The organism is Vibrio sp. 14G-20 (assembly GCF_026241515.1).
GTDB lineage: Bacteria > Pseudomonadota > Gammaproteobacteria > Enterobacterales > Vibrionaceae > Vibrio.
This window is the reverse complement of sequence record NZ_JAPHPW010000005.1, coordinates 149,817-163,810: the sequence shown is the minus strand read 5'-3', so window position 1 is coordinate 163,810 and position 13,994 is coordinate 149,817. Positions and strand designations below refer to the sequence as shown.

Annotated in this window: 13 protein-coding genes; 8 read left to right on the top strand and 5 right to left on the bottom strand. The window is 44.1% G+C overall.

Translation table 11 applies throughout. The features are described 5' to 3' along the window. Positions 1-10: 10 nt before the first annotated feature. The 6 genes from OQJ75_RS06420 to gntR all read left to right on the top strand — a co-directional run bounded on the left by OQJ75_RS06420 (position 11) and on the right by gntR (position 6,234). Complete coding sequence (locus tag OQJ75_RS06420) at positions 11-1,027, top strand: TRAP transporter substrate-binding protein (RefSeq protein ID WP_265971773.1); 1,017 nt, start codon at positions 11-13, stop codon at positions 1,025-1,027. Between the two features lie 65 nt (positions 1,028-1,092). Next, entirely contained in the window at positions 1,093-1,650 is a 558-nt protein-coding gene (locus tag OQJ75_RS06415; protein ID WP_265971774.1) for a TRAP transporter small permease subunit, read from the top strand. Continuing rightward, the gene (locus OQJ75_RS06410; protein WP_017059512.1) at positions 1,643-2,965 is read left to right on the top strand and encodes a TRAP transporter large permease; all 1,323 of its coding nucleotides are present in this window, start codon (positions 1,643-1,645) and stop codon (positions 2,963-2,965) included. Before OQJ75_RS06415 ends, OQJ75_RS06410 begins: the two co-directional genes overlap by 8 nt. A 118-nt stretch (positions 2,966-3,083) precedes the next feature. Further along, the gene (locus tag OQJ75_RS06405) at positions 3,084-3,581 is read left to right on the top strand and encodes a gluconokinase (RefSeq protein ID WP_265971779.1); all 498 of its coding nucleotides are present in this window, start codon (positions 3,084-3,086) and stop codon (positions 3,579-3,581) included. A gap of 3 nt (positions 3,582-3,584) precedes the next feature. Next, the gene (gene gndA, locus OQJ75_RS06400) at positions 3,585-5,093 is read left to right on the top strand and encodes an NADP-dependent phosphogluconate dehydrogenase (RefSeq protein ID WP_265971780.1); all 1,509 of its coding nucleotides are present in this window, start codon (positions 3,585-3,587) and stop codon (positions 5,091-5,093) included. 139 nt (positions 5,094-5,232) lie between these two features. Beyond that, positions 5,233-6,234 carry a gluconate operon transcriptional repressor GntR gene (gene gntR / locus OQJ75_RS06395; RefSeq protein ID WP_265971781.1) on the top strand — a complete coding sequence of 334 codons (1,002 nt, stop codon included), beginning with the start codon at positions 5,233-5,235 and terminating at the stop codon, positions 6,232-6,234. A 116-nt stretch (positions 6,235-6,350) separates the two neighbouring features. On the opposite strand, the gene OQJ75_RS06390 is transcribed toward gntR, so the two are convergent. The 3 genes from OQJ75_RS06390 to OQJ75_RS06380 all read right to left on the bottom strand — a co-directional run bounded on the left by OQJ75_RS06390 (position 6,351) and on the right by OQJ75_RS06380 (position 10,622). Then, on the bottom strand, positions 6,351-7,133 hold the full coding sequence (locus tag OQJ75_RS06390; protein WP_017079678.1) for a siderophore-interacting protein: 783 nt from the start codon (positions 7,131-7,133) through the stop codon (positions 6,351-6,353). Between the two features lie 224 nt (positions 7,134-7,357). Next, the gene (locus OQJ75_RS06385) at positions 7,358-8,836 is read right to left on the bottom strand and encodes a peptide MFS transporter (protein WP_265971782.1); all 1,479 of its coding nucleotides are present in this window, start codon (positions 8,834-8,836) and stop codon (positions 7,358-7,360) included. A 415-nt stretch (positions 8,837-9,251) separates the two neighbouring features. Beyond that, the gene (locus OQJ75_RS06380) at positions 9,252-10,622 is read right to left on the bottom strand and encodes an L-serine ammonia-lyase (RefSeq protein ID WP_248392997.1); all 1,371 of its coding nucleotides are present in this window, start codon (positions 10,620-10,622) and stop codon (positions 9,252-9,254) included. A gap of 356 nt (positions 10,623-10,978) precedes the next feature. Here OQJ75_RS06380 and OQJ75_RS06375 point away from each other — a divergent pair, with 356 nt between their 5' ends. Further along, positions 10,979-11,857, top strand: coding sequence for a YdcF family protein (locus OQJ75_RS06375; protein ID WP_265971784.1), 879 nt, complete (start codon positions 10,979-10,981; stop codon positions 11,855-11,857). Between the two features lie 4 nt (positions 11,858-11,861). On the opposite strand, the gene OQJ75_RS06370 is transcribed toward OQJ75_RS06375, so the two are convergent. Next, positions 11,862-12,539: a hypothetical protein gene (locus OQJ75_RS06370; RefSeq protein ID WP_265971786.1), complete on the bottom strand. Its 678-nt coding sequence runs from the start codon at positions 12,537-12,539 to the stop codon at positions 11,862-11,864. A gap of 209 nt (positions 12,540-12,748) precedes the next feature. Next, positions 12,749-13,003: a DUF333 domain-containing protein gene (locus OQJ75_RS06365; RefSeq protein WP_265971788.1), complete on the bottom strand. Its 255-nt coding sequence runs from the start codon at positions 13,001-13,003 to the stop codon at positions 12,749-12,751. A gap of 302 nt (positions 13,004-13,305) precedes the next feature. Between OQJ75_RS06365 and OQJ75_RS06360 the strand changes: the two genes are divergently transcribed. Continuing rightward, positions 13,306-13,824 carry an NUDIX hydrolase gene (locus OQJ75_RS06360; RefSeq protein WP_265971790.1) on the top strand — a complete coding sequence of 173 codons (519 nt, stop codon included), beginning with the start codon at positions 13,306-13,308 and terminating at the stop codon, positions 13,822-13,824. Positions 13,825-13,994: the final 170 nt, after the last annotated feature.

Here is a 13,994-nt window from a genome sequence, read left to right as displayed (position 1 = left end):
GGATACCCAAATGAAAGCTCTGACTAAAACGCTGATTACCGCTTCCCTCACTGGTCTATTTGCTACTTCAGCAATGGCTGCAGACTTTAAACTTAAGATTCAATCATCAGACCCATCTGGTGATTTGAACTTTAAGGTTCAGCAGAAGTGGGCTGAGCGCGTAGAAACGATGTCTAACGGACGTATTGATATCGACCTTCTTCCTGTTGGTGCCGTGGTTAAGCACACGGAAACGCTAGGCGCGATCAAAATGGGTATCCTAGATGGTCACATCACAGCAACAGGTTACTTCTCTGGTAAAGATCCAGCATTCGGCCTTATCGGTAACATGGTTGGCGCATGGTCAGACACAACACAACTGCTTCAGTACATGAACTACGGCGGCGGTAACGAACTAATGACCGAGCTGTATAAACCTTACGGTGTTCAGTTCGTTGGTGCTTCTACAACGGGTGTTGAGTCTTTTATTTCTAAAAAGCCAATCGATGGTGTAGCGGATCTTAAAGGTCTGAAACTGCGTGCTCCTGAAGGTTTAGTACAACAAGTATTTGCAGCAGCAGGCGCGACTCCAGTTAACCTACCGGGTTCTGAAGTATTTACTGGCCTAAGCAAAGGCGTAATTGATGCTGCAGACTACACGGTATTTTCAACAAACCAAAAAGCGGGCATGAACGACATTGCAACACACCCAGTTCAACCGGGCTTCCACTCATTACCGCTTATTGATATCTCTATTTCTCAGAAGAAATGGGACAAGATGCCAGCTGACCTACAAACGATTCTTCAAACATCAGTTCGTGACTTTTCTTACGACATGACAACTCAGCTGAAAATGGCTGACCAAGCGGCACTGAAAGAAGCACAGGCCAACCCAGAAATCACAATCCACGACTGGTCTCAAGTTGAGCGTAAGAAGTTCCGTGAAATCGCGAAAGGTCAATGGAAAGTATTTGCAGAGCGTTCTGATAACGCAGGGAAAGTTTACACTTCAGTGACTGTGTCCCTAGAAGAAAACGGCTTACTGTAACTCAAACTTAGCTTACTGAAGGGGGAGAGCATTGCTCTCCCGTTCTTTCCCAGGATATTTGGCCCATGACAGACAAAACTCCCCATGCCCCAGCTGAAAATGACGAGCAACCAAGAAATGCGCTCGATCGTTTAGTTATAAAGTTCAGTAATCTCGTTAGCTGGTTGTTTATTTTTACTGTATTGATTTCATTTTATGAAGTTGTGATGCGTTACGCATTCGATGCCCCGACCACATGGGTACATGAAACAGCTTCTTTCATCGGTGGTTCTTTATTCATTATTGGTGGTATCTACGCGTTTGCTGCGAATAAGCACGTGCGTGTGGTTCTTATCTACGATTCAGTGTCTAACCAAGCACGCAAATATCTTAATCTTGTTCACCACATTGTGGGTTTGGCCTTTGCTGGCATGCTCGCTTACGCGGCTTACTTTACCGCAGAGGAAGCATGGTTTGCACCATGGGGTGAATTCCGCCTTGAAACATCAGGCTCAGTGTTAAACGCGCCTTACCCTGCGTTGCTGAAAGGCCTGATTTTTGTCGTTTTGTGTGTTCTTGTTGTCCAGTTTGTATTGCACCTAATCCAAGAGTTGATGGGTCTAAGGAAGAATGACGATGTTTGATTTATCTTCTATTGGTATCGCATGGGGCAGCTTGCTCATGCTGGTTATGATGATTGGCTTGCTACTGACCGGTATGCAGCTAGCGTTCGTAACAGGCTTTGTCGCGATTTTCTTTACTCTATGCTGGTTTGGCCCTGATGCCTTACCTTTGATCGCAAGCCGTACCTACAGTTTTGCTTCTGGTTATGTGTTCTTAGCAGTACCGATGTTCGTATTGATGGCGGCTTTATTAGACCGTTCGGGTATCGCGCGTGACCTGTTTGATGCAATGAAATCTGTCGGCCGTAAAGTTCGCGGTGGTGTGGCGGTACAAACGTTATTGGTAGCCGTGTTACTGGCTTCAATGTCAGGTGTTATCGGTGGTGAAACGGTACTACTAGGTATTCTTGCACTGCCACAAATGCTTCGCTTGGGTTATGACCGTAAGCTTGCTATCGGTACAACCTGTGCCGGTGGCGCACTTGGTACCATGCTTCCGCCAAGTATCGTACTGATCATCTACGGTATGACAGCCAGCGTATCGATTGGCGACCTGTTCAAAGCTTCTTTCTTACCTGCGTTTATTCTTGCTGGCTGTTACATCGGCTACGTGTTGATTCGCTGTAAGCTGAATCCTTCTCTGGCTCCTCTTCCGAGTGATGATGAGACAGAAGAAGATATCGCAAATCAGCCAAGCTACTTCAAGGCTCTGTTCTTCCCACTGCTTTCTGTAGCAACAGTTCTAGGCAGTATCTACACGGGTATCGCTTCAGTAACAGAAGCTTCTGCTTTGGGTGTGGTTGGCATCATGATCAGTGCGCTTATCCGTGGTGAGTTGAATTTCAGCATGTTGAAAGAGAGTGCCATCGCAACCATGCGTACCTGCGGCATGATCATGTGGATTGGTATCGGTGCTAGTGCATTGGTTGGTATCTACAACCTGATGGGCGGTATTGATTTTGTTGAAGAAACCATCCTTGCGCTCAGTGGCGGTAACGCGACAGTAACGCTATTAATCATGATGGCTATCTTGTTGGTACTAGGTATGTTCCTTGACTGGGTAGGTGTGGCACTTCTAACGATGCCAATCTTCGTTCCTATCATCACTGGCCTTGGCTTTGACCCAGTTTGGTTTGGTGTGGTGTTCTGTCTAAACATGCAGGTGTCGTTCTTGTCACCACCGTTTGGTCCTGCGGCTTTCTACCTAAAATCGGTAGCACCAAAAGACATCAGTTTGGGTGAGATTTTCTCTTCACTACTGCCGTTCATTGCACTTCAAGTATTGGTTCTGGCACTGGTTATTATCTTTCCTCAGCTCGCGCTTTGGTGGCAATAACAGCAAAGGTTCCAGAGCGAATCTAATGTTCAGGAACCGATCATCAGCAACACAAGTTTAACTATTAGATTCGATTGTCAACCCCAGTTTTAGTTGGGGCTTAGGGAAGGCTTGCCTTATGAAAAGCAAAAAAATACTCGTGATGGGCGTATCTGGATGCGGAAAAAGCCTGATTGGTAGCCGTATCGCGCAGGCTTTAGACCTCCAATTCTTTGATGGTGATGACTTCCATCCGCAAAGCAACGTTGAAAAAATGCGCCAAGGTATTCCGTTGACTGACGAAGATCGTCAAGGATGGCTAGAAACACTAAACAAACAATACCTTGAGCAGCCAAGTGCCGTAATTGCTTGCTCGGCATTGAAGCCGAAGTACCGAGATATTCTTCGTAGGAGCAACGAAGGCTTAGTTATCGTGTACCTACAAGGTAGCTTCGACACCATTTGGAACCGCCATAAAGCGCGCGAGAACCATTACTTCAATGGTCAAGAAATGCTAATGAGCCAATTCGCAACCTTGGTTGAGCCGAATGAAGCCGATGCGTTGTTTGTGGATATCTCACAAGATGTCGAACAGGTAGTAGAAAGTGCACTCAAACAAATTAAGCAGATAGGCTAAACCATGACTCAGTTAAAAAACGATATTGCGATGATTGGTTTAGGAGTGATGGGAAAAAGCCTCGCACTCAACCTACTTGATAACGGTTTTAACGTTGCTGGCTTTGATTTGAATACAGACAACATTGAACGTGCCAGTACAGAAGCAAAGCTGCTTAATGAATCGTTTACTGGTAAAGGCCAGTTCACAAAAGGGACTAGCCTTGAGCATGTGTTGCAAGGGCTAGTTAAGCCGCGTGTCATCGCTTTGTCCGTTCCTGCAGGAAAACCTGTCGATATCGTAGTGAGTAATTTGCTAGAAGCCGGTTTAGAGAGCGACGACATTGTTATCGACACAGGTAACAGCTTATGGACAGATACCGAGGAACGCGAAGTGAGCTACAAAGGCAAGCTTCGTTTCTTCAGCACCGCTGTTTCTGGTGGGGAAGAAGGCGCTCGTGTTGGCCCGGCGCTCATGGCGAGTGGCGACCAATCGGCTTGGCAATATGTGAAACCGATGTGGGAAGCGATTGCTGCAAAAGTGGATGCTAATGGGTTACCGGTTGCTCAGTTTGAAGCGGGTGAAGCGTGCGCAGCGTATGTTGGCCCTTCGGGCTCTGGGCATTACGTTAAGATGGTTCACAATGGTATTGAATACGCCGACATGCAGCTTATCTGCGAAGTGTACCATTTCATGCGTGATGTGCTTGAAATGCCAGCTCAAGAGATTGGGCAAGTCTTTGAGCAATGGAATACTGGCGTACTTAATAGTTACCTGATGGAAATCAGTGCCGACATTCTTCAACAAGAAGATGTGGTGACGGGTAAGCCATTCGTTGATGTTGTGCTTGATAAAGCAGGGCAGAAAGGCACGGGATTGTGGACAGCAGTTAACAGCCTTCAAGAAGGGTGTCCAACCCCAACCATTGCTCAAGCGGTTTATGCACGTGCGATGAGCGGTCAGAAATCACAACGCGTTCATGGCAGTAAGCTTCTTAAAGGCAATGTTGCCGATGCGAGTCAGTTGGATAAAACAGAAGTTATTTCTGAGCTTCATGATGCTCTATATTGCGCCAAGTTGTCTGTTTATGCACAAGGCTTTGATTTATTAAAGACAGGGTCAGACAAAGAGGGTTGGAATCTCGATTTCACTCAAATAGCTAAGATCTGGCGAGCAGGTTGTATTATTCGTGCAGCATTCTTACAAGGTATCACATCGGCTTATCAACAAAATGGTGAGCTGGCGAACCTGTTGTTTGACGAGGTTTTCATCAAACAAGTGGAAGAGCGTGAGCTTGTTTGGCGTATCGCCGTTGCTAACTCAGCTTTGTATGGTGTGTCGATGCCGGGAATTAGTTCTGCATTAAGTTACTTTGATTCTCTGCGCTGTGAAGTGCTACCAGCGAATCTATTGCAAGCGCAACGTGACTATTTTGGTTCTCATACCTATTCGCGAGTCGATAGAGAGGAAGCCGAAAAATTCCATGTCACTTGGAGTCAGTCTCCGAGAACTGAAGTAAAAGTAAACGCTTAAACAATCAATAACGCCCTCAACAAGAGGGCGTTTTTAATTATGACGCTGTATCAATATTTTACTAAATTAGGCTTCAAATTCCACGTCAGTCGGATACACTGTTACCAGTAACATAACTCAAAAATAATAATTACTAATTATGTCGAATAAGAAAAAACGTCCCACATTACAAGATGTTGCCAACTTAGTTGGTGTCACCAAAATGACCGTCAGTCGCTGCCTGAGAGACTCATCTCAAGTATCAGAAGCACTGCGAGATAAGATCAGCGATGCAGTAGACGAGCTAGGTTATATCCATAACCGTGCACCAGATATTCTTTCCAACGCAAAAAGCAATGCGATTGGTGTTTTGGTCCCCTCGTTAACCAACCAAGTTTTTGCTGAAGTTATTCGTGGTATTGAGCAAGTCACCGCGCCTGCGGGTTACCAAACCATGATTGCCCACTATGGCTATAGCGCTGAACTGGAAGAGCAAAGCATCGCTTCGCTGCTTTCTTACAACGTTGACGCGATTATCCTTTCAGAAAATGTGCACACTGATAGAGCGCGTAAGATGCTGCAGACTGTTTCTATCCCAGTGATTGAGATTATGGATTCGGTATCGCCAAGAATTGAGCAAGCCGTCGGCTTTGATAACTTCGAAGCGGCAAGAGCGATGACTAAAACCATGCTCGACCGAGGGCGTACCAATATCGCTTACTTAGCGGCACGTATGGATGAACGTACTCGCTTGAAAATGGCGGGCTACGAGCATGCGATGAAAGAAGCTGACAAAACGCCAGTAACGCTGCAAACGGAAGACGCTTCCTCGTTTACTCTTGGTGCAAAGCTGATTGGTGAATTACTTGAGAAGCACCCTGAAGTGAATGGCATTTTTTGTACTAACGATGATTTGGCCATTGGTGCTTTTTACGAATGTGTACGACGTGGTATTCAAGTACCAGAGCAGATGGCGATTGCAGGTTTCCACGGACACGACATTACAGTGGCGATGACGCCGCGTTTAGCGACTGTAGTAACACCTAGGGAGCAGATCGGTAAAGTCGCTGCAGAGCAAGTTGTAGCGCGTTTGCAAGGTAACAATGAATGGGTAGCAAAGCTGGATCTTGGTTATGAGATTGAAGTGGGTGAGAGTATCTAATCTTACATTTCAGCTTTGCTCTTTATCGGATTCAAACTAAAACGCCCTTAACGATAGTGATGTCGTTAAGGGCGTTTTCTATTTATCTAGCTTAATAGATGTATGTAGTAACAGGCTTAACCCGCTAAAGCTTGAGCATCTTGTTGCTTCAATACTTTATGGCCATCTTCAGTGACGCCACGCTTCCAATAACTACTAATGTAGATGTTCTCTTTCGCGACTTCTTTTTCGTTTCGGAAGTATTGTCTCAGCTCGCGCATGCTTTCAAACTCACACGCTGTCCAAATTGAAACCTGACCGTCTAACCATTCTGAATTGCGAACCGTTTGTGAAAGGGATTCTGAGGTTTCATCTTCAATTAACCAAGTGACTTTGATGCCTTGAGGCGCTTCAAGCGTTTGTTTATCTGCTGCTGAATTGATCTGAATGACAGCGTGGCCTACTGCGTGTTCCGGAAGTGTTTTTACTTTTGCAGAGAGCGCAGGTAGCGACGTCATATCTGCCACCAAGAAGAACCAATCCGATTCTAGATTCAGCCCTTGAATTAATCCAGGGCCTGCCACTGAAACTGTGTCACCTACTTCTGCGTTCATTGCCCATCTTGCAGCAAAGCCACATTGCAGGTCTGTGGTGATGTGACGAACGAAATCAACCTCAATCCACTTTTCTACTGGGTTGTATTGACGAATGGTGTAAGTGCGCATGGTTGGGCGCTCACCTTCGTTCAGTTGGCTTAAATCTGTGGTGCCGAGTGGCGAGAACAAAAGCTTGATGTAGCCGCCGGCACATTCGGTTGGGTACTTACTTAATCCTTCACCGCTAAGCGTTATACGTTGCATATTCGGTGTAATGGTTGAGGTTTGAGTAACGGTTAATGTGATAGGGCTAGGCTTGCTCATATAAGGCTCTCTTAGATTTTGATTTTCACATCATAATCCTGAACAGGAAAACACTCAATACTAATGGTTATCATTTACTTTTATTTACACAGCGCAACGTAACCTGAACCTCCATCTAGTTACCTACCAATCCTGACATCTATTTATCTTGATATCCATATCGAAAAAAAGCCCTTTAGAAAACTAAAGGGCTTGATGAACGAGCTTGCTGAATAAGAGTGTTATTAGCTGTTTGCTTGCTCTAGTTCAATCGTTTCATCAGCGGCTTTCGCTGCGTCTAGCATCTTACGAATAATGAACGATGCTGCCATTGCGATACCAACCATTACTACCGCTAGGATAGTTAATAGTTGGAAGTAATCGCCGTAAACTGTTTGTACGATCTCTTGCGTGATTTCTTGACCTTTCTCTAATGCAATAGACGTTGAGAATACCGCGCCAACAATACCTGAAAGAGCGATTGCAACAGAGAACAAGCTTACTGAGAAGTTCTCGATGTGCTTAGGTGCAACAGACAGGATGAAGGCTACAACCATTGAACCTACAATTACTTCACCAAATGCTAGGAAGAAGTGAATCGCTAGGAACACTTCTGGGCGAATCAGGACGTCATCACCAACTGTAGTCACTGCCATTGTCAGGATACCGAAAGCGATAGCCGTTAGAATAAATGAAAAACCTACTTTGGTTGCCGTAGAGAAGTTAATGTTTTTCTTTTCTAGGTTAGAGAAGATACCCGCGATGATAGGGCCAGCAACCATACACCATAGTGGGTTCATTGCCATTGAAGCTTCAGGTGCAACAGGGATGAAGCCAAATAGGTCACCACGCATTGTGTTGATCGCTACCATTGTCATCGATGTCATCATCTGACCGTAGTAAACGAAGAAACAGGTGGTTAGAAATGTGATGATTAAGATAGTGCCCATTTTCAGCATGTCTGACTTTTTCGATTTCATCATCAAAGAGACAAAGTAGATAATCGCTGCACCACCAATCGCGTATACGATGTTTTGGCCAATATCCATGTTAGAGAACATGAAGAATACTAAGCCAATCATCGCAGCAGAAAGAACAAGGAAGGCTGCCCAGTTTTTCGTGCTTACTGGTTTTTGGTCGATTTCAGCACTTGCTTCAACAAGGCCTTTGCGAACAAAGATCATCATTAGAAGCGCGGCACCTGCTAGAACCGCTGAAAGAAGGAAACCACCGTGGAAACCAACAACAAGCACTAGCATTGGGAATAAGTATTGACCTAGCAGAGCACCAATATTGTTTACTGAGTAGTTGATTGGGTAGCAGTTTTCAAAATCTTCTTGAGTTTTGAACGTGCGTTTGTAAAGGCTTGGGTAAGAAGGGGACATCAAACCACGTGCATAACTTGCTAAAGCGATACCACATAATGCCATCGGCACATTGGTTGCTGCTGCACCAAGTACCAGTAGAACGTAACCACTTGCGAACCCTAAGAAGGCAATGGTTAAAGATCGGTAAGCGCCTAAAAACTTATCGGCGATAAAGCCACCTGCAATAGCAAATAGCGGTCCAATTGCAGAGAAAGCACCAACAACCATCATGGTGTCGGCTTCATTGTAGTTCAGATCTTCAAGGAAGAAACGAGTCAAGATCACCATGACGCCATAGAACGAAAGTCCGAACATCATTTGGCAGAACATCATTGATTTGTTTAATCTATTCCACATTATTTTATTCTCACGTTTGTATTGATATGTAGTGTAATTACCCGATTATAATATCATTAGTAGCAATACATAAACTGAAACATTTATCCCAAACAGAACTTTACTCGATATATCTTTTCTTATGAGTACATTCATATTTCTCATGAATGAAATTTGCAACGTTAGATTTTGCTAATGGATGCATGGCAGTATGAAATTTAGCCATCATCATTTGTGGCTAAGTAATGAACTAATAAAGGGAAAGTTAGAGGTAGTCATTCTGTAAGTTATTTTGAGTGAGTATCACTTTCAATTGGCTGTTGGGCTTTAGCCAATAAAAAAGCCAGCGTGGTGGCTGGCTTTGTTGAGATATTGAAAACTAAGTTTACAAGAATGCCATCTCTATAGAGGCTTTCTCCACCCGTGTTCTTGTCTGCTATTCACACGGTGGTGCCATGTGGATCACGGCTAGGCCGCCTAAAGACGTTTCGCGGTATTTCTTGTTCATGTCTTTACCTGTTTGGTACATGGTTGCGATAACCTTGTCTAACGAGATAAGACACTTGCTGGTGCGCTTCAACGCCATCCGTGATGCATTGATGGCTTTCATGGCACCCATAGCATTACGTTCAATACATGGTACTTGTACAAGGCCACCGATCGGATCGCACGTCATGCCTAGTGAGTGTTCCATCGCGATCTCAGCCGCAATACAAATTTGCTCGTTGCTACCACCACGTAGGGCAGTTAGGCCAGCAGCAGCCATTGATGAAGATACGCCAACCTCTCCCTGACAACCTACCTCTGCGCCAGAAATCGAAGCGTTGGTTTTGTATAAGATGCCGATTGCGCCAGAGACTGCCAAGAAGTCTTTAAGCTGCTTAGTGTCTAGCTCTTTGATAAAGCGATGGTAGTACATTAATACCGCAGGAATAACGCCAGCAGCACCATTAGTCGGTGATGTCACGACCTGGCCGCCTGCTGCGTTTTCTTCACTTACGGCAAAGGCAAATAGGTTAATCCAATCCATGATCTCCATTGGATCGTTTTCAATCGAGGCATTCGCTTCAAGCTTTTTCAAAAGAGCAGGCGCTCGACGTGTTACTTCTAGGCCGCCATCAAGAATGCCTTCCGTGTCAAAGCCACGCTGCATACACAGAGACATCACTTTCCAAATTTGGTCGGCTTTCTGGTCAATCACATCCATACCTTGGAAGGAAACTTCGTTGCGCAGAATTAAGCCGCCAAGGCTAAGTCCTTGTTGTTCTGATAGTTCAAGCAACTGATCAGCAGAAGAGAAAGGGAACTCAACTTGTGTTTCTGCTTCCTGTTTGCCGTTTTGTAGCTCATCAGCGGTTGCGATAAAGCCGCCACCAATCGAATAGTAGGTTTCCATATCCAGAAGGCTACCGCTTGCGTCAAAGGCGGAGATAGTCATGCCATTTTCATGTAACGGAAGGTTAGTTTTGTGGAAGAGCAGGTCGCTTTCTACATCGAAATGAATTTCATGGTTGCCGCTAACCAATAGAGATTTCTCTTCAATCGCCTTGCGCATAGCTTGGTTAGCACTGGTAATTTTAATGGTGTCGGGGCGGTTACCTAGCAAACCTAACAAGGTCGCTCTGTCTGTATGGTGACCAATACCCGTCAATGATAACGAGCCGTATAAGTCGATTTGAATACGCTTCACTTGCTTAAGCTGAGCATCAATTTTTTGGGTAAAGTTAAACCCAGCGATCATTGGTCCATTTGTGTGGGAGCTGGATGGCCCAACCCCAATTTTGTAGATATCAAAAATAGACAGCATAGTAACTTCCTGTGAAGACGGTTCGATGAACGAACTCTGTGTAAAATTTGTATTTAGTTAGTTTCACTTCTTTGAGTGAACCTGTTCTTAGGGTGAAACAGTTATGTGATTGAGCGTATTCATTGATAGAAAGGGCTCTTTTATCGACCAGTGCTAACAAGCATAGAGCGATGAAATACAAGAGCGTGCTATGTTTGCTGTAAAGCGACACGTCTATTCTTGTATTACCTAAGATGTCGCTATCAATAGTGAGCATTATTGCGAGCAACATATAAGAATTTCAAAATACTTTTGTTAACAAGTATTGTATACATAATTCACTCCATCTAATCCCCAAAACGAGACTTGAACATAAAATGAGCATTAATCACCTCCTTATTGTGCTGGGTAAGCGACTTAATGAGAATAAATTGACTGATGAAGGAATCAGTCGAGTTGATGCCTTGGTGAGGTATCTGGCGGAGCCTTTGGTAGAAGAGTCGAACCAGCAAACCGCCGTTGCGTTTTGTGGTGGAGTAACAAAAGGGCAAACACTGTCTGAAGCCGATGCGATGCACCAGTATTTTAGAATGCTTGAAAAGCAGCGTGAACATCCGTTTTCCTTAGGGGCGATTTTGCTCGAGCAGCACTCGACCAATACTGTCGAGAACATACAGAACTTGGCCTCAGAGATGATTAAAAGCGGGCTGTTTACTCGCGGGCAGAGTGTGCAGGTGACATTCGTTTCTAATGACTACCACTTACAACGCATATTCGAGATTCAATCGCTCATGGATGAGCAAGGTTTGCTTAAAGTTCTCATCGAGAAGTGTTCCGCTCTTGGGGTAGAGCTGCAAATATATCGCAGGTTGGATGCTCATGTTGCGGTTCCATACCCGCACCAAACGACTCAAGGCCAACTATTTTTGTTGATGGATGTATTAACGACTTACCGAGTTTACCTTGAAGGCGTCGATGCTGGGGCATTCAAGCGAGATTTAGATATGGTGAGGAAAAAGCCTGAAAGGCTCTCCGTTGAAGCGTTGGCGAAAGCAAAAGGATTGGTAGGGCGTTCGTCCCTTTTTGGTATCGTGGAAAGCCTGCTTCCGGTTTTGGAGCGTTGTATTCAACAGACTCCAGTGGATACTGACATAAAAAAAGTCAGGGAATATCTAGCACTGTTAGACACTAACCTGACTTTATTAAATCGATATTTAGACCCGGAATCGGATCACACACATCGCTGGTGGCGATAGATGATTATTTCTTTCTCGTGATGCCAATAACGGTCTTTAAACTCGCAAAAGAAATCAGACAGTAAGCTAGAAGCTCTGTACCTTCTTCTGCGATGGTCTTAACATTACTTATATAATGTTTTCCCATTACGCCATGCCAAAAACTACCCATGCCAAATAACCGAGAGAAAACAACTAAAAGCATAACACCAGTAACCAGCATGTTCATGTGTGGGGATGCAAGAATAAGCGCAAGCTGATCAATGGTTCGTTTACCATTTTTAATTGCATAGAAGATTGCGCTACCAGCAACCAGTAGGGCAGGGACAACCCAAGCGCCATGCACGATCATGTCAAACCAATAATCTAATTCTCGGATGAACATTACGGCGAAAAATGCGCTGATTAACATAGCGGCATGTTTTACCTCAGGACGTTTTTTAGCGAGGTAAGCAAATGCGCCAGAAGAGACGATTAAAAGGAATTGCTGTAGCATTTCAGTGACTGAATTTTCACCGATTCTTCCACTCAAGAAAACGAAATCAATGCGGATTGCAAGGTTGACTATAAAACCAATCGCTAAAACTACCAGTGCTGTTTGACAGCGTTTGTAGATTACCGCAGAGGTCGACTGAGATAGGTTGAACTCTGGTATCTCAAGTGACATTTGAGTTTGTTCTTTCGATTTTGTTTGTATTTTCATAATCAACACTACTTGTAAATATTTGTAACAGGCAGGCATTCTATCGGCCTAGATTAGGCTAATGTCAGAGTTATGTCAGAAATAAAACGGTGTTCAATTGGTGTATGTACGGTAAACCGCTGCCTTATGGCAGCGGTTTACGTAACATAATTGAATTTTTAGGGGGAGGGTTTTAAAGCTTTGAGATGGGAAGCTTGTAATAGAAGTGATTACTTTTCAGTTTCTTGCTCTTGGTTATTACGGTAGTACTCCCACTGTTCAATGCGCTCGCCGTCATCGAATACACAGTAAGTTGTACGCTGATTGTTTTCAGTAACCGTGTCTAATTCACCGTCCTGTTGAACACAATAAACCGCTGCTGGGTTAGCGACTGAAACACGTTGGCCTTCGCTATATTCTGCATAGTCGTTTGCACAACCGCCTAATACAACGGCACATACAGCCATCAAACCAATTTTCTTCATGTCTATCTCCTACGTGATAACTCTATAATCGAATGCGTTAAGTTCTACAGAACTAAATGAGAAGCTCTATGAAATTAGTATATTTTAGATTTCAGAAAAGGTTGTCCTAATTTGGTCAAGATATTGAAATAGGATGATATTTCTTCATGTTTAACTGCTTTTTGAGTGTTAGATCAAGCTAAGTGGATTCAAGTTACCGTTAGAATATCCCCGTCCGATCAGTTCTGGTTGGCGGTTGTGAACCTCGAATCTATTGATGATTATGATATGATGCCGCCAAATTCAGTAGAGCAGTCAGAATCATGAGACACCTAAAAACAACCATCCACCCTGATATCGACTATCTAGACAATAAAACGGTCTATAAGCGCAACGCTGCCCGTGCCATTGTATTGGATGGTGAAGACATTCTGATGCTGTATACAGAGCGTTATCACGACTACACCATTCCTGGTGGTGGTTTGGATGAAGGGGAAGATGTGATCGCAGGTATGGTTCGTGAACTCGAAGAAGAGACTGGCGCGAAGAATATCCATAGCATCAAGCCGTTCGGTATTTTTGAAGAGTTTCGTCCTTGGTACAAAGACGATGCGGATATGATGCACATGATTTCTTACTGCTACTCATGCAAGATTGATCGTGAGCTTGGTGAAACTGCTTACGAAGATTATGAAGTGAAAAATGGGATGAAACCTGTGTGGATGAATATCCATGAAGCGATCGCTCATAACGAAAAGACGATGGCAGAGAGCCCTAAGAAAGGCATGAGTATTGAACGTGAAACCTTTTTGCTGCATTTGATTGCCAAAGAGATGCTTTAGCCGTTATCAATATTAGCCTGCTAAGCTATTTATTTGCCGCCACTTTTGGCGGCAAAGTTGTTTCTAGCAATGCTAAAATTTAATAGCGGAAACTAATTATTGAATATGGTTGATATTGTCAACTAAGTGTTTTTGATGTATCTTTACCTCAGCGATGAACCTATCTAGCT